Below are 15,514 nucleotides of genomic sequence, written 5' to 3'. Positions count from 1 at the left end.
TTGATAATGGAATTGATAAGAAGAATTTCCATTTATTTTTAAAAGAGTGCGAGTTTAGATTTAACTATGGGTCACCATCTAATCAGCTTAAAACGCTGAAAAAATGGTGTGATATTTAATCCTTATCTACTACAGCCCCAAGTTTTTTGCTTCGTATTCATTTACTGTAATGTACCTTTATGTATGCGATTCGATGAAGTTAAACGGTACTATTAAGGGCATAACTAACGACAATATCTTATTTAATAATGATGGTAAAGAATTCACTTGGCCGTTACTGACTGAATATTGTCGTCTTCTTGAGTGAAGAAGCTAAGCAATGCTGAACATTCATAGGGTTACACCTCTGTTGCTAAATACTCTAACCTACACTCTCCCTGCCCCGCGACTAGATGCTTCACTATTCTCAACCAATATAGCCGCTGCTGTTTTTTTGAGTATCGCCCACTGTTCGTCATCGACATAGATACCCTCTTTCCATGCGCGCTGATGAGTCTCAAACAGCTCGTCTGTCGATATTTTACGATCGAAATGCTGGATATCATGTTCGATATCGAAGTTTTGAGTCGCAACCTCAATAACCATATTATTGGTATTGTAGTTGGACTGGGGTTTGTCGAAAAAGTAAAGATCAGGATAGACAAACCCTTGATTCAATGTAAATAACGTATGCTTGGGCACAGAGCCATTATCCCATTTGGCCAAACAAGCATAGCCTTTTTGTGTGAGACATTCATCTGAATATCACCCAACTGTTTTACCATAAAACTCTTTTACTCTGTTGATTCGAAAATCACCTAAATGCTATTGTTTATATAGTGCAGAAGACTGAGGTATGAAATCCACTTTTCTCAGGTGGTGTTGTTAATATTGGAGTTTGACCAGGTGTCTTAATCACTAATGCCTTCTAACAACTATGGTGAAGTAAGATGTCGTTGACATCCCTACGTCAAAACGAGCAGCACTTTATATATAATAAAACTGTTGCATGATTTTATCCTTAAGCGAGTCAATATTAGGAAGCTTAACGAATAGTGAGTAAATTGCTTAAATCTCTTCACGCCGATAAACAAACTCCTCTTCATCATATAACTTGTAGGTGACATCGAGTAGCGTTTTTAGCAAATCCGACTTATCAAAATGACGGACATTCATAATAACTGGCGACGTTAATAATCCATCTTCTAATGGAATATAACCAATCTCTGTACCGCGTAGGTTCTTAAGCGCTTGAGGCACAATGGTGATCCCTTCTCCTGCAGCTACTAAACCTAAAGCCACATGCAATTCGCTGACTTCTGAAAATGAATTTGGCTCAATATTGCGTTCCTCAAACAAACTCAAAACAAAGTCAATAAAACTAGGGCGCGGTGCCTTTGGATATAATAATAGATTCTCATTAGCTAGATCAGCGATAGTTATAGTGCTTTGTCGTCGTTGAATGATGGGATGATCAATAGGAGTGGCTACCACTAAGCTCTCCTCTCTCAGTAAAATACGTCTCACCGCAGCGTCTTCAAAAAATAATCTTCCAAACCCCACATCTATCTTGCCATTTGTCAGTGCTTGCGTTTGCTGCCACGAATTTAACTCGTGAAGCTTTATTTCTATATTAGGATATACCTTGCGAAATCGGGAGATCACTCTTGGTAACGTTCCGTATAAAATCGACGCCACAAAACCTATAGACAAAGAGCCATCAAACTTCCCTTTACGCATAGTCATCGCTCGAAGATTATCAGACTTTTTTAGAATCTGTATGGCATGCTCGTAAAAAAAGACCCCTGCTTCAGTTAACTTAAGAGGCCGTTGATCACGATCAATCAAAAGTACACCCATCTCTTCTTCTAACTGTTTTATCTGACGACTAAGCGGTGGCTGTGATATAAAAAGCCGCTCAGCCGCTTTACTAAAGCTCTTCTCTTCTGCCATTGCGACAAAATAACGTAAATGTCTAAGTTCCATACCGTTATCCTTATTATCATTTTTTTAATTATCATTAGGTTGTCAATCAACTTTGTCCGTCTATTTAACCCTTGTATTACCACCATACTATACCTAAAAGGTATAAAAAAGCATCATATAAGGTCTTAGACACGGCAGTTTATAAGTCTTATAGTTAATAACAAGCATAACAACTAATTAATCAAGGGTTAGCGCAATATGATTCGTTCAATTACGACATTGCTGGTTCCGATACCTACCATTCGAACTCATAAACTTGCTTGTACGGTAATGAATGAGCAGACATTAGTCTTAGTTCATATTCAAACAGAAGATGGGCTTGAAGGTTGGGGCGAAGCGACAACCATCGGTGGGCTCAACTATGCAGAAGAGAGCCCACATAGTATCAAGACCAATATAGACACTTACTTCACGCCTTTGTTATTAAAAGAAGCCCCTACTTCCACTGCCAAAGCTATGCAGTTACTAAACCAGCATATCAGTGGTAATCGCTTTGCGAAATGCGCAATTGAAACCGCACTACTCGATATCGAGGGCAAACGTCTTGGCATACCGGTCAGTGAGTTATTAGGTGGCCGTGTACGTAATGAGCTTGAAGTGGCATGGACACTTGCCAGCGGTAATACTGATCAAGATATTAGCGAAGCAAAACAGATGATCGAACAAAAAAAGCATCGGATTTTCAAATTGAAAATTGGCAGTAATCCTATTAATGAAGACATTTCTCATGTACTGGCTATCAAGCAAGCTATACCAGAGTATCGTGTCACCGTCGATGTCAATCAAGCATGGACTGAGCTTGAAGCCATGAGCGCAATCAAGCGTCTGCAAGCTGGCGGGGTAGATTTAATAGAACAACCTATCTCTATGCGTAATCAGGCGGGACTGAAACGTTTAAAAGAGCATTTTGAGGTAGCCATCATGGCCGATGAGATTGTCCAAGATCCACAAAATGCTTTTCGTTTAGCAATTGATCATTGCGCCGATGTCTTTGCAGTCAAAATCAACCAAGCTGGCGGACTAAAGGCAGCCTGCCTCATTGGACAAATGGCACAGCTTGCAGGAATAGAATTATACGGTGGTACGATGTTAGAGGGCCCCATTGGCACGGCCGCATCGGCTCATGTGTTTTCAACTTACCCTAGTTTAAATTTTGATACTGAACTTTTTGGACCTCTATTACTCACCGAAGATATTCTAGCTCGTCCGCTAGATTACAGTAACTTTGGACTGTCTGTGCCAACAGGCCCTGGACTAGGGATCGAGGTGGATCGCGATAAAATCTATCATTATGCAGGACTCAGCCTATCAGCGGTATCAAATACAAACTCTCAACCCTACCTTGCTGCTGAAAATAGCTTATAAAGAATTAAATAATTAACGGGCTCAAAACCATAAGGAAAGAATAATGCTATATCACGTACGAATGGATGTCTTAATACCAAACGATATGGATGCTGACAAAGTTGCCGAACTAAAAGCCACTGAAAAAGCGCTATCACAAAAATTGCAAGAGCAAGGCAAATGGCGTCATATTTGGCGATTGGCTGGCGAGTACTCAAACTTTAGTATCTTTGATGTTGAGAGCAATGAAGAGCTGCACGATATCATGATGTCATTGCCTCTTTATCCTTACATGAAAGTAGAAGTTACGCCACTACTTCGTCATCCATCATCTGTTCGTGAAAATGACAGCTAAAACGATTGAACGACCACGAGGATATCCTCATAAATCAGGTTAAACCCAAGGAGAAAGGACATGGAACAAGCAGATTGAAAAAAAATGACAGCTAAAACGATTGAACGACCACGAGGATATCCTCACAAATCAGGTTAAACCCAAGGAGAAAGGACATGGAACACAAGCAGATTGAAAAATTGGCTGAACAGTTCATTAAAGGCAAGATCGACTTCCCTGAGCAAGTTAATCCACGTGTGCAAGAAATCACCCTGCGCATTGTGACCGATTTGATGAAAACGATTAATGATCTAAATATCACTGCTGATGAATACTGGACTGGTGTGTCTTACATTGGCGATTTAGGCAAAGAAGCCGGCCTCTTATCACCAGGTTTAGGTTTTGATCATTTCATGGATTTAATGATTGAAGAACATATGAAAGCGGCTGGATTAGAAGGTGGCACAATACGTACCATTGAAGGGCCACTATATGTATCAGGTGCTCCTGAAGAAAAAGGCTTTGCGAGGCTTGATGATGGTACTGAAGATGAAGAAGGCACAGTGCTATTTATGCAAGGATATGTTTATGACGAAGATGGCAATCCTATCCCTAATGCTAAAGTAGAGGCATGGCATGCCAACACTTTAGGTAACTACTCTTTCTTCGATGAATCGCAACCTGACTTTAATCTACGTCGTACTATCATTACTGATGGTGACGGCAAGTATGCTTTTCGTAGTATTGTGCCACTGGGTTACTCAGTACCACCAGGTGGTATGACGGATCAAGTATTAAGTGCTTTAGGACGTCATGGTAATCGCCCTGCTCACATTCACTTCTTCGCTAGTGCTGAAGGTATGCGCAAAATAACCACGCAGATCAATATTGATGGTGATGAATACCTTTGGGATGACTTTGCTTTTGCCAGTCGTGAAGGCTTAGTACCGGAAGTCACCATGGTTGACAACGCTGATAAGCTCAAAGAAAAAGGTCTTGATAAGCCTTATGCTTCAATCGATTTCGACTTCCATCTGTTAAAAAATAGTAAAGCTGATGTACATGGTAGTGAGGTAGCACGTCGCCGTGCACAAGGCTAGATAGTATATTTTGTTAAATACTTAGTTAAATACCTAGCTTCTTCAGGTATTTACATAAAAGTCATGACTAATAATCTCAATATCTACTTGATACCACTCCCTGCTGTGGTATCAAGTTTAACTTTCGGCAAGCACTCATTATTTTCAACCTAATATCTAATCTTTTTTAACTCACTAATCCATTCATGAACTTGTTGACTAATATAAACACTAATATTAAGTTTTGGACAATCATAAAATAAAATATGGACAAGGATGTTCTATGAAAAATACGATGAAGAAAATCACCCTACTTACTATCGCTGCTAGCTTGTCATTTACCATCCATGCTTCTGACTCCCACTACGTCCCAGGCATTGAAGGAATAAAAGCAAGTGTAGTACCACCACCTGGAGTGTATTACAGAGGCTATCTCATAAATTATAGCGCTGATGAAAATGAGGCGTTACCAGATGACAGCGAGGTTAATGTTACCGCACTTGCCAATCGAGCGATATGGGTCACACCGCAAAAGGTACTAGGTGGCGATTTGACATTAGAGGCCATTGTACCGCTTATAAAAACAGATCTAAGAGTCGGTGGTCAGGATGTCGATGAACGTACAGGCTTAGGTGATTTATATGTGGGCGGTGTATTAGGCTGGCATGGCGATAGATGGGATGCAGTCAGTGGTATCGGTTATTGGGCAGAAACTGGCGACTATGATAGCAATCGATTTGCAAGCCCTGGCAAAGGTTATGATTCCGTCATGCTTACCCTTGGTGGTAACGTTAAGCTCAACCAACAAGGTGACTTAAATCTCAGTGCCTTAAGTCGTTATGAGATGCCTAATGGTGACGACCTAGATGATGAGCTAATCATTGAATGGGGTTTGAGCAAAAGTTACGGCTTGCTAGATGTTGGCCTGGTTGGTTATAACACTTTTGAGACCGGTGACGGCGACGAGGAAAGAAACGCTTTAGGCTTATCTATGGGTTATTTTTCACCGCCTAACCTACTAGGTGGGGATGTCGCCGTGTATAAAGAGTATTCAAATAAAAATACTTTTGAGGGAGAGGTGATCAGAGCGTCGCTAACCAAAGTATTCTAAAGATTTCCACAAGATCTAAAATGGGGTCAAACTATGATTAACAAAGCGGAGAAAAGCATCACGAATGTGCTCAGTCAAATCAAAGACGGCGCCACGATTATGATTGGTGGTTTTGGTACGGCAGGACAACCTGCCGAACTGATTGATGCGCTCATTGATTTGGATATCAAAGACCTAGTGATTATTAGCAATAATGCAGGCAATGGTGATCATGGTCTTGCCAAACTATTAAAAACAGGGGCAGTGCGTAAGATCATTTGCTCGTTCCCACGTCAGTCAGACTCTTGGGTATTTGACGAGCTATATCATGCGGGAAAAATCGAGCTTGAGCTGGTACCACAAGGCAATCTGGCCTGCCGTATTCAAGCTGCTGGCATGGGACTTGGTGCGGTATATACGCCAACGGGTTTTGGTACTTTGCTTGCTGAAGGTAAAGAGACGCGCCATATCGATGGCAAAGACTATGTGCTTGAATATCCAATCAAAGCAGATTTTGCCTTAATCAAAGCGGATCAGGGCGATCGCTGGGGTAATTTAGTCTATCGAAAATCAGCACGTAACTTTGGTCCCATCATGGCCATGGCAGCTGACGTGACGATCGCTCAAGTTTCTAGAAGCGTCGATCTGGGTGAGCTTGATCCTGAACACATCATCACGCCAGGTATCTTTGTGCAGCATGTGGTGCAAATCGAGCCTACTCATTCTACTACCGCAGCCAGCGCTTAATACGGTCAATCATAAGGAGCGTCATCATGAGCCATACATTACTCACACGGGATCAAATCGCTGAGCGTGCTGCCCGAGATATTCCAGATGGTGCCTATGTCAATTTGGGCATTGGTCTACCCACCAAAATCGCTAAGTACTTGCCTGATGACAAAGACGTATTTTTACATTCAGAAAACGGCTTGTTGGCTTTTGGCCCGCCCCCTGCCAAAGGCGAAGAAGATCCAGAGCTGATCAATGCTGGCAAGGAATACGTCACCATGTTAGATGGCGGTAGCTTCTTTCACCATGGTGACTCGTTTGCCATGATGCGCGGCGGTCATATTGATATTTGCGTATTGGGTGCGTTTCAAGTGGCGGCCAATGGTGATTTGGCCAACTGGAGCACTGGTGAAGAAGGTGCAATACCTGCAGTTGGCGGTGCTATGGACTTAGCCATCGGTGCCAAAAAAGTCTTTGTGATGACCAATCATACGACCAAGACTGGTGAGCCCAAGATCGTCAGCGAGCTTACCTATCCTGTAACTGGCAAAAACTGCGTCGATCGAATTTTCACCGACCTGTGTGTTATAGACGTTTCGATTAAAGGGCTGGTAGTGACTGAAATGGTCGAAAACCTAAGCTTTAATGACTTACAAGCGGTAACGGGTGCCACACTCATTAACGAGACTAAATAAAAACGCCTCATAATTAAAACTTAGGATAATCACTATGATCGATTCGACCACTGATTTAAACAACGCTTATATTATTGACGCCATTCGCACGCCTTTTGGACGTTACGGTGGTAGTCTAGCCCCTGTACGTACCGATGATTTGGGCGCTATTCCTATTAAAGCCTTGATGGAACGCAATACCAATGTCGATTGGGTGCAAGTAGATGATGTTATTTACGGTTGCGCCAATCAAAGCGGTGAGGACAACCGTAACGTCGGGCGCATGTCATCATTGCTCGCAGGTCTTCCTTATCAAGTGCCTGCTACTACGGTCAACCGCTTATGCGGCTCATCAATGGATGCGTTAGCCATCGCCGCACGGGCAATTAAAGCCGGAGAAGCCAGTCTCATTATTGCAGGCGGCGTTGAGAGCATGAGCCGTGCGCCATTTGTAATGGGTAAGTCAAATCAGGCATTTGGTCGTAACCAAAAATTAAAAGATACTACCATGGGCTGGCGCTTTATCAACCCAAAGCTCGACGAGTTATATGGCACGGAGACCATGCCGCAAACGGCGGAAAATGTCGCTGAGCAGTTCAACATCAATCGTGCTGACCAAGATGCCTTTGCACTACGCAGCCAACAACGTACCCATGCCGCACAAGCATCAGGATTTTTCAAAGACGAGATTACCCCAGTCATTATCCCGCAGCGCAAAGGTGAGCCCATCATTGTCGATAAGGATGAGCATCCTCGTGCAGACACCACGCTTGAGAAATTAACCAAACTTCGTGCCGTCGTTAAAGAAAATGGCACAGTCACTGCTGGTAATGCCTCAGGCATTAATGATGGCGCAGCAGCCTTCTTAGTAGCGTCAGAGCAAGCCATTAAAGAATTTAATCTCAAGCCGCGTGCGCGTATTGTGGCTTCCACCACGGTAGGTGTCGAACCACGTATTATGGGCTTTGCTCCAGCGCCTGCGATCAAAAAACTACTGGCGCAAACTGGACTGTCACTTGATGAGATGGATGTCATTGAATTAAACGAAGCCTTTGCAGCGCAATCCCTAGCCTGCACGCGTGACTTGGGATTAGCTGACGATAGCGAGCGTGTCAATCCGAATGGTGGTGCGATTGCGCTTGGTCACCCACTTGGCGCATCAGGCGCACGTTTGATTTTGACAGCACTCAATCAACTTGAGAAAACGGATAAGCGTTATGCCATCTGCTCGATGTGTATTGGTGTTGGACAAGGTATCGCCATGATTATTGAACGAATTGAACATTGAATGCATTAATGGCCAACCACCATAAACCTATACGCCACTACCATCATAATCACCCCAAAATGACAAATAAGGATGATCGTTATGCCTGTACTTGAAAATAAAGACATTACCTTAAACTATGTCACTTTTGGTGATAGCCGTAACCCTGCGCTTATATTCTCCAACTCTTTAGGTACCAACTACCACATGTGGCAGCCGCAAATTGATGCTTTGCAAAACGATTATTTCATCATCTGTTATGACACTCGTGGTCATGGAAAATCTTCTGCACCCAAAGGCCCTTATAGCTTAGATCAGCTTGGACAAGACGTCATTGATCTGCTCGATCACTTGAATATTGATAAAGCGTTCTTTTGTGGTATCTCAATGGGTGGTATGACAGGCCAATGGCTGGCTATTAACTACCCTAATCGCTTTCATCATTTAATGTTGTGTAATACAGCAGCGAAGATTGGTACGGAAGCAGCTTGGCAAGACCGTGCCCAGCTCGTCCGAACAGAAGGTTTGAGCACTATTGCAGCTACAGCCGCATCGCGCTGGTTTACTGAGGGCTTTATCAGTAACCATCCTGATATCGTCAACGCCTTGTCTGACACTCTTGCCGCTAGCAGTAGCAAAGGTTATGCCAGCTGTTGTGAAGCGCTGGCTGTCGCTGATACTCGCGAGCAGTTAAAAGATATCGATGTCGCGATTACGGTGGTGGCAGGTACTGAAGACCCAGTGACGACGGTGGCCGATAGTCAATATATGGTCGATCATATCCCAAATGCCACACTCGCGACTATTGACGCGTCACACATTTCAAATATTGAGCAACCACAAGTATTCAATCAAACTATTCGTAAACACTTTGCCTAAATAAGCATTTTATTTAAATAAACATAATGCTTAAACCGATTAAAATGATTCGCTTTAAACAATAGCTAAAAAACCCCGACATAAATATGAACTGCCCCCCAAAACTTGGACGGTTTAGTTTACCCCAAGGACTGAGTTCTGTACTGCACAGGACTCAGTCCTTTTAGTTTCAATTGAATACGCTCATTGTTGTAATAATGATTCTTTGCTATTTTACCCAGTTGACCTTTATATGATCGGTACTTTTGTCTTCTTATCTTCGCACTGAGTTTCAACTGTTTCATGAGCTTGGCAATAAGCTCATGGTTATGATGAACACCTGACTGTTTTAATGCGACAGTGATTCTGCGATAGCCATACCTGCCCTTGTGCTTGTGATACAAATCGGCAATACGCTGCTTTATATGAGCGTATTTGTCTTTATGACTTAGCGTTGTTCTATGGTAGTAGAAGCTACTCCTTGGTATACGTGCTGTCTTTAATAAGTCAGATAAAAGATATTGATCTCTTAATCCTTCGATGAGCCTTGTTTTGTCGCAGTTTGTTCCCTCTCCCTGAGCAAGGCATCGAGCTTTTTTAGGTAAGCGTTCTCCGTGCGCAGGTATGCCAGTTCACGCTTAATCTCTGCTGTTGTCTTGTCGTCATCTGGTTTTCTTGTGATATCTGGCTTGGTCATGGCGCCTCTACCTTGTCGTTTGGGAGTGAGTCCAGACATACCATACTGTCGATACGCTTTATGCCAAAGGCTGATAAGAGCGGGTGAGCTGATGTTGAACTTTAATGCCGTCTCAGATTGACTTAAGCCTTGTTCTAACATGACGGTTATCACTTGGTGTTTAAAGTCGCTACTGTATTTAGTTTTACTCGCCTTTGGCTTGATAGCATCTATACCGCCGCTTTGGTATTGATAAGTCCACTTAGACACTATTTTTTTATCAAGTCCAAACTTCTTTACTGTTGCGATTCCGGCATGTCCTTATGCGATGACTTTGATCTTAAAGTCTAGATTGTAACGCATAAAAATACCCCATAAGTTGTGTCCAACTTATGGGGCAGTTCAGATGGCGGGGTTTTTATGTAAGCATATAGTGAGAAAAATATGACAAACTTATGACTACTAAATACGCTTAAATAAAGCAGAACGACTTGACTCGTCCGTACCATCAGCCGCAGTTAAGAAACGCTCCATATGAATATCGCGCTCAAATAGACGGGCTTGCATCAAAGTTGTAATAGTCGCATCAATCATAGGCGGCGGACCACACATATACGCTTTATGACCTGAGCATTTCCCATTAAAATGGTGCTTGACCGCATCATTCACATAACCTTTGAAGCCTGACCACTCCCCTAACGTATCTTCATCACTTAAAGCAGGAATGTAATGAAAGTTGTCATGCTCTGTTGCTAGCTGCTCAAACTTATCTCTATGATATAGCTCAGGAATATTTCTAGCCCCTTGAAACAGATAGAGCTGACGAGTTTCCCCTTGCTCTAATAAGTCCAGAATCATCGACTCAGGACTTGATAAACCTGACCCGCCTGCCACAAAGATCATATCTTGACTATCGCTACTGCGCACAAAAAACTGACCATAAGGACCTGACAGCTCGATGCTATCACCAACTGCTAACTCATTATGGAGCCAAGAAGTGCCTTTACCTTCATTGACTAAGCGCACATGCAGTTCAACGATATTAGACTGCGACGGCGGATTGGCAATAGAAAAGGCTCGCGTCCCAACATCAGGGATATCTAAGTTGATATATTGGCCGGCTTGGAATTGCATATCGCGATCTAACTGCAAGCGAATTCCTAAAATAGTAGGCGATAAAGGCGTCACTGACTCAACTGTCGCTGTATAATCTTCTACCGGATAGCCCAAAAAGTCAGGATCAACATCTATATCGGCTTCGATGACCAAATCGGACTCAGGATAACAACAACAAGCGAGTACTTTGCCTTCATCGCGCTCAACCTCCATCAGTGCAAAAGTAGAAGCCTCACCAAGATCCGCAAACCCCTCCAAAACTTGAACCTTACAAGTACCGCAAGTACCATGACCGCAAGCAAAAGGTAACCAAACCCCTTGCCTTAAGGCAGCTTGCAGTATCGTTTGACCATCTTCTACTTCAATAACATCACCGGTCGGCTCAATAGTGACTTCATAAGACATATCGCTCTCCCTCGCAATATCTGTAATTATTTATTACTTAGATGAATCTGCGCTTCAAATAATGGTGGATTTTATACCCCTGTTCCTTTCCAACCATTTAAGCCAGGTGTTTTAAATCGTAATAATGACTTGTGATCAAACCCTAATGCTTCAAGCGTTTTGTCATCTGTTGGCGTTATTGATTCTCCATTAAGATTCCACTCAACCTCATCCCATTTGATATTTTCAAAATCTGGATGCTGATTAAAACCTTCAGATAATACTCCAGCCTTAAAATCTGCAAAAGTCATTGTGGGAGGTAATGGGAAGGCTTTAGCTGAACAAAACAGTAAATGCTCATCCCAACCAATAAAGACTAAAATGTTGTCGCCATAGTTTTCTTGTTTGTCCATAACCTTGCCCGTGTAATCTGGGCGAATCGCTGTAACTGCCATAATAATTTCCTTATTAATATATTTGCTAATTAATTACTTGCTTACTAACTATTTAACATTCTATTGTTGAGAGCTTATTTGTGTATTTTGGTTCAGTAGCGCTGACTTTGTTTAGCCGCGCTACTAAGCTCTAATCAACCAATAAATTAAGCGGTGCCTTTCCATTTGTTCCAGTTTTGCTCATCCACAGAACCTTTGAAGTCCATATTATCGACACCCACATTGAAGCGATAATACTCACTAAGAATCTTCTCAAGCTCAGGGCCACCACAGTTACCTTGCAATATTTGCTGTACTGGTAACCACGCTTGCACGTACTTTTCAGGCTCATCAACGAAGATATCATGGCAACCATTTGAACACATGTGGTAGCGCTCATCGTTATAAACTGTCGTGCGATAGCTAAATGTACCAGGATCACCGTCCATTTCCGTAAAGGTCATGGGTACCTGACAGACTTGGCACAACATAGGCAGGCCTGAGCTATAAAAACGCTTGCCTTCTGCTTCCATTTTCTTTGCCAACTCCCAACGTGGACGATAGTATTTATCGAAGGTCTCAGGATACTTTTCGCTTAACCAATCCATCTCTTCATCTGATGGAATCCAAGTGTGAAAGCCAGCAACATGACCGAAGTTATAGAAGATCCACCACGCTTGATGCGATATATGTTCTTTCTCTTTTTCAATCACTTCACTATATTTTGGTTTTTCGATACCATAGCGAGCTAAATCGTCGAATAACGCTCCACCTGCATCTTCAAAGTAGACTTCCCATGCTTCTTTCCATGACATAACTTTATTTGGCAACATATAATCCATCATCATGCCCACGATAGACAGTAGACGGGTGCCACGCCAAAACCACTTATCAATCCATTTTTGTACAATTGGCAGGTTATCTTCGTGCTGTTCTAGCAAGAACTTGATAATCTCAAGCCCTAATGTCATATGACGTGCTTCATCCGATTGGGCACTAAAGCCAAAAGTGACGGTAGCCATATCACCATTGTGAGCTGCACCAGACATGAAAGGTACAAACAACAGATTGGTTAAGACATATTCGAACGAGAATGATATTGCCAATAAAAACTCAAATGGTCCTGCTGAACGCGCATCTTCAAAGAAAGATTTAGGAACAGATAAGTACCAAACGCGGTCATGCATATGGCTCCAATCTTGAAAACCATTGAAATACTTATTAAAGTGACTCATTGCATGAACTTGGGTTTGAACATGACGTAGCTCATCGATAGACTGCATTTGACAAGCAATGCGTGCACCAATACCACTGAACTGACGACCTACGTTAGCGTAGCCTTGATAGGCCTGATACTCTAAAGGAGTAACTGCTGTCAAAAAAAGCTTGATAGCATTAAGGTAGCGTGGGTCTGAGACGTTCATTTGACCATTATTCTGAGAAAATGCATCAAAAATAGCATAAAGCTTTTTCTCTTTTTCGGCCTGATACTTCCAATAAGTATCCATCGTCAGACGGAAAGGATCTTCCCATTTTGACCAGTCAGTGATTTTAATACCTTCAAACTCTTCATGAGGAAAGGCTTCTTTTTTATCTTCATAAGAAAAGTCCCAATCAAGATCACGCGTCAAGAGACGATACTTCTCTTTTAAATTGAGTTTCTTAGCTGTTTTAGTAGTAGCCATGCTGTGCTCCTTAGCAAATGCTAAATTATTAATTTAATAAGTTTGAATAATTACTGATTCCAACTTAAGGTCAGTGAGTCCTCCTCTTCCTCAACGTTACCACCCAAAGTGACTAGACTTAATTGCAACTCTTGGATTTCCCATTCGCGACCGATTTTTTCTTCGACCGTGGCACGATTGACGACAAGCTTGCCTTCACATTCCATTCGAATCATAGCTGGCTGATAAATCACCGTTACTTCTGGATTATCTTCTTCTACTGCCTGAACAATATAATGTGACATATCGTTGTCTTGTAACGCCAAGTATACTTTTGACATAAGCTTCCCCTTAGAAAATTAATAAATATTAATGAGCAATTTAAATACGGTTAAAAGCAATTAAGCAGCAATTTGAACACTTAACCCTACTGTTTTACAACGTTTTGCTAACTGAGTTTGAATATCATCTAGTGCGATTAATACTTGCTCTTCACTAAACATTTTCTCAATTAAGGGACGATAGGCGGTGACTACTTTTTCTTGCCACTTATCTAACCATCGCTGACAGTTCTGTTTGTTATCATCACTTTCGGCAACTACTATCTTAATAGTGCTGTTACTCCAGCCAGTAAGATCTTTAAAGCAATCCTGCATAAACTCAGTTAACATAGCGACATCACGACCATTGTTTTCGACTAACCACTCATCTAAATGTTGGTAGTGAACCACATGAATAAAAGTATCCATAACTAAAGATTGTGCAATGAATAACTCAAACCAATCTTTTATAATTAAGGTATGTTCACACAATGCACGAATACCTTGCCATGCTTCATCATCCATCCAATAGTTTTTGGCTTGAGTCAATGAATCACTAGAGTTGCCATCTATTAATAAACCTATCCGCGATAGATATTGCGCCATGCCCAGTCTGTCCATGCCAGCATACAAACACGCTTGGGTAATTGCTGTGCCATAACCATAAGCAGCACCATACATATAATTTAAGTTAGCAGTCTGTTCAACATGACGTAACGGTAATAGTCCAAATGTAACTGCGTCTATTACATCTTCGCCAAGGTTTTCAACTAAATCACGCTTTTCAAAAAACTTATAACTACCTTCAGCGGTATCTTGCAGTCGTGCACGATTTTGCACATAAGCTCCATAATAAAACTGACGAGGATCTTTCAGGTCGTACCAATCTTCCATCTGAATAATCGTGTAGTTTTCATCGTTCAATGTTTTGTCAGGATTCCATAGTGGACGATAATGAGAGTTAGCCGTGCCCTGCGCATCATAAGTTGCCTCTTGATAACGAGTTGCAGGTTTGTCACCAAAACGCCGAGCGATGTTCGCATAGGTATGACGGATAGGCTCAAGGTTCGAGGTTTTAATTTCTAAAGACATGATTACTGCTCCTTTTTGAATGTAATAATTCTTGAAAATGGTAAAAGGTTTAGTGACTACTTTCAGATCGATTATTACTAATCAAAGTAGCCTCTGTGCCATAACGCCACTTATCTTCCTCCTCATCATTGAAGACCATCTGTTCTGCAGTCATTGGAATAACTTTGTTATTAATACAGAAATCTTCAAAGCTTTTAGGAGGTAAGACTAATTCGACAAATAGACTAGAGTCGCCGATAGCAAAGTCAAACATTACGAATTTAGCATCTGGCTCACTTCTTACTCGTACATATTTGGGCAAGTCATTAAAAGAAAGATTAGACTCTTGATGATAATTTGATGAGGTATTAGGTGAATTCATTCTCAACTCCTTTTCTTAAATGGTATGAATATAGACAGTCCTTATCCGGTATTTACTACCTTACAAGTTGTATGCCAACTTTATAATTATTGACTTAAGTTTTTGATTTTAATAAAATTATTAAATA

18 protein-coding genes and 1 pseudogene are annotated in these 15,514 nt (G+C 41.7%); 9 read left to right on the top strand and 10 right to left on the bottom strand.

Annotated features, from left to right (window positions below; all coding sequences use genetic code 11):
• A pseudogene (locus JMX63_RS09400) lies at window positions 1–119 on the top strand (IS1595 family transposase); the annotation flags it as partial.
• Window positions 120–366: 247 nt separating this feature from the next.
• Here JMX63_RS09400 and JMX63_RS09395 read toward each other — a convergent pair.
• A complete protein-coding gene (locus tag JMX63_RS09395) occupies window positions 367–705 on the bottom strand; it encodes a hypothetical protein (protein WP_227673302.1) in 339 nt (112 codons plus the stop codon).
• 342 nt (window positions 706–1,047) lie between these two features.
• Window positions 1,048–1,965 (bottom strand): LysR family transcriptional regulator, encoded by a 918-nt coding sequence (locus JMX63_RS09390; protein WP_060491266.1) that lies wholly within the window; start codon window positions 1,963–1,965, stop codon window positions 1,048–1,050.
• A 198-nt stretch (window positions 1,966–2,163) separates the two neighbouring features.
• Here JMX63_RS09390 and JMX63_RS09385 point away from each other — a divergent pair, with 198 nt between their 5' ends.
• From JMX63_RS09385 to pcaD, 8 genes are all read left to right on the top strand, one after another.
• A complete protein-coding gene (locus JMX63_RS09385) occupies window positions 2,164–3,330 on the top strand; it encodes a muconate/chloromuconate family cycloisomerase (RefSeq protein WP_102091450.1) in 1,167 nt (388 codons plus the stop codon).
• A 43-nt stretch (window positions 3,331–3,373) separates the two neighbouring features.
• Window positions 3,374–3,664 (top strand): muconolactone Delta-isomerase, encoded by a 291-nt coding sequence (catC, locus tag JMX63_RS09380; RefSeq protein WP_102091449.1) that lies wholly within the window; start codon window positions 3,374–3,376, stop codon window positions 3,662–3,664.
• Window positions 3,665–3,819: 155 nt separating this feature from the next.
• Complete coding sequence (gene catA, locus JMX63_RS09375) at window positions 3,820–4,743, top strand: catechol 1,2-dioxygenase (RefSeq protein ID WP_102091448.1); 924 nt, start codon at window positions 3,820–3,822, stop codon at window positions 4,741–4,743.
• Window positions 4,744–5,005: 262 nt separating this feature from the next.
• Window positions 5,006–5,833, top strand: coding sequence for a SphA family protein (locus tag JMX63_RS09370; RefSeq protein WP_102091447.1), 828 nt, complete (start codon window positions 5,006–5,008; stop codon window positions 5,831–5,833).
• Between the two features lie 33 nt (window positions 5,834–5,866).
• Window positions 5,867–6,559, top strand: a complete 693-nt coding sequence (locus tag JMX63_RS09365) for a 3-oxoacid CoA-transferase subunit A (RefSeq protein WP_102091446.1) — start codon at window positions 5,867–5,869, stop codon at window positions 6,557–6,559.
• Between the two features lie 26 nt (window positions 6,560–6,585).
• Complete coding sequence (locus JMX63_RS09360; protein WP_102091445.1) at window positions 6,586–7,236, top strand: 3-oxoacid CoA-transferase subunit B; 651 nt, start codon at window positions 6,586–6,588, stop codon at window positions 7,234–7,236.
• A gap of 34 nt (window positions 7,237–7,270) precedes the next feature.
• The gene (gene pcaF, locus JMX63_RS09355; RefSeq protein WP_201572145.1) at window positions 7,271–8,503 is read left to right on the top strand and encodes a 3-oxoadipyl-CoA thiolase; all 1,233 of its coding nucleotides are present in this window, start codon (window positions 7,271–7,273) and stop codon (window positions 8,501–8,503) included.
• A gap of 81 nt (window positions 8,504–8,584) precedes the next feature.
• Complete coding sequence (gene pcaD, locus JMX63_RS09350) at window positions 8,585–9,361, top strand: 3-oxoadipate enol-lactonase (RefSeq protein WP_102091443.1); 777 nt, start codon at window positions 8,585–8,587, stop codon at window positions 9,359–9,361.
• 119 nt (window positions 9,362–9,480) lie between these two features.
• Here pcaD and JMX63_RS14685 read toward each other — a convergent pair whose 3' ends face one another.
• The 8 genes from JMX63_RS14685 to JMX63_RS09310 all read right to left on the bottom strand — a co-directional run bounded on the left by JMX63_RS14685 (window position 9,481) and on the right by JMX63_RS09310 (window position 15,387).
• Complete coding sequence (locus JMX63_RS14685) at window positions 9,481–9,753, bottom strand: IS3 family transposase (RefSeq protein ID WP_227673304.1); 273 nt, start codon at window positions 9,751–9,753, stop codon at window positions 9,481–9,483.
• Between the two features lie 116 nt (window positions 9,754–9,869).
• Window positions 9,870–10,286, bottom strand: a complete 417-nt coding sequence (locus tag JMX63_RS09340) for a helix-turn-helix domain-containing protein (protein ID WP_227673301.1) — start codon at window positions 10,284–10,286, stop codon at window positions 9,870–9,872.
• 192 nt (window positions 10,287–10,478) lie between these two features.
• On the bottom strand, window positions 10,479–11,537 hold the full coding sequence (locus JMX63_RS09335) for an NADH:ubiquinone reductase (Na(+)-transporting) subunit F (RefSeq protein WP_102091441.1): 1,059 nt from the start codon (window positions 11,535–11,537) through the stop codon (window positions 10,479–10,481).
• A 71-nt stretch (window positions 11,538–11,608) separates the two neighbouring features.
• Complete coding sequence (locus tag JMX63_RS09330) at window positions 11,609–11,971, bottom strand: phenol hydroxylase subunit P4 (RefSeq protein WP_102091440.1); 363 nt, start codon at window positions 11,969–11,971, stop codon at window positions 11,609–11,611.
• Between the two features lie 146 nt (window positions 11,972–12,117).
• Window positions 12,118–13,635: an aromatic/alkene/methane monooxygenase hydroxylase/oxygenase subunit alpha gene (locus JMX63_RS09325; RefSeq protein ID WP_102091439.1), complete on the bottom strand. Its 1,518-nt coding sequence runs from the start codon at window positions 13,633–13,635 to the stop codon at window positions 12,118–12,120.
• A 50-nt stretch (window positions 13,636–13,685) separates the two neighbouring features.
• Window positions 13,686–13,955, bottom strand: a complete 270-nt coding sequence (locus JMX63_RS09320; protein WP_102091438.1) for an MmoB/DmpM family protein — start codon at window positions 13,953–13,955, stop codon at window positions 13,686–13,688.
• Between the two features lie 60 nt (window positions 13,956–14,015).
• Complete coding sequence (locus tag JMX63_RS09315; protein ID WP_102091437.1) at window positions 14,016–15,026, bottom strand: aromatic/alkene monooxygenase hydroxylase subunit beta; 1,011 nt, start codon at window positions 15,024–15,026, stop codon at window positions 14,016–14,018.
• Between the two features lie 49 nt (window positions 15,027–15,075).
• Window positions 15,076–15,387, bottom strand: a complete 312-nt coding sequence (locus JMX63_RS09310; RefSeq protein ID WP_102091436.1) for a phenol hydroxylase subunit — start codon at window positions 15,385–15,387, stop codon at window positions 15,076–15,078.
• Window positions 15,388–15,514: the final 127 nt, after the last annotated feature.

Origin of the sequence: Psychrobacter nivimaris (assembly GCF_904846365.1) — a bacterium.
In the GTDB taxonomy this organism is placed as follows: Bacteria; Pseudomonadota; Gammaproteobacteria; order Pseudomonadales; family Moraxellaceae; genus Psychrobacter; species Psychrobacter nivimaris_B.
Note: the sequence above shows the minus strand (reverse complement) of the source record. Positions and strands in the feature narration are given on the sequence as shown.

Excerpts from the sequence above, each read along its gene's own strand:
- JMX63_RS09390 (WP_060491266.1), bottom strand. The coding sequence starts at position 1,965 with ATGGAACTTAGACATTTACGTTATTTTGTCGCAATGGCAGAAGAGAAG.
- JMX63_RS09385 (WP_102091450.1), top strand. The coding sequence starts at position 2,164 with ATGATTCGTTCAATTACGACATTGCTGGTTCCGATACCTACCATTCGA.
- catC (WP_102091449.1), top strand. The coding sequence starts at position 3,374 with ATGCTATATCACGTACGAATGGATGTCTTAATACCAAACGATATGGAT.
- catA (WP_102091448.1), top strand. The coding sequence starts at position 3,820 with ATGGAACACAAGCAGATTGAAAAATTGGCTGAACAGTTCATTAAAGGC.
- JMX63_RS09370 (WP_102091447.1), top strand. The coding sequence starts at position 5,006 with ATGAAAAATACGATGAAGAAAATCACCCTACTTACTATCGCTGCTAGC.
- JMX63_RS09365 (WP_102091446.1), top strand. The coding sequence starts at position 5,867 with ATGATTAACAAAGCGGAGAAAAGCATCACGAATGTGCTCAGTCAAATC.
- JMX63_RS09360 (WP_102091445.1), top strand. The coding sequence starts at position 6,586 with ATGAGCCATACATTACTCACACGGGATCAAATCGCTGAGCGTGCTGCC.
- pcaF (WP_201572145.1), top strand. The coding sequence starts at position 7,271 with ATGATCGATTCGACCACTGATTTAAACAACGCTTATATTATTGACGCC.
- pcaD (WP_102091443.1), top strand. The coding sequence starts at position 8,585 with ATGCCTGTACTTGAAAATAAAGACATTACCTTAAACTATGTCACTTTT.
- JMX63_RS09335 (WP_102091441.1), bottom strand. The coding sequence starts at position 11,537 with ATGTCTTATGAAGTCACTATTGAGCCGACCGGTGATGTTATTGAAGTA.
- JMX63_RS09330 (WP_102091440.1), bottom strand. The coding sequence starts at position 11,971 with ATGGCAGTTACAGCGATTCGCCCAGATTACACGGGCAAGGTTATGGAC.
- JMX63_RS09325 (WP_102091439.1), bottom strand. The coding sequence starts at position 13,635 with ATGGCTACTACTAAAACAGCTAAGAAACTCAATTTAAAAGAGAAGTAT.
- JMX63_RS09320 (WP_102091438.1), bottom strand. The coding sequence starts at position 13,955 with ATGTCAAAAGTATACTTGGCGTTACAAGACAACGATATGTCACATTAT.
- JMX63_RS09315 (WP_102091437.1), bottom strand. The coding sequence starts at position 15,026 with ATGTCTTTAGAAATTAAAACCTCGAACCTTGAGCCTATCCGTCATACC.
- JMX63_RS09310 (WP_102091436.1), bottom strand. The coding sequence starts at position 15,387 with ATGAATTCACCTAATACCTCATCAAATTATCATCAAGAGTCTAATCTT.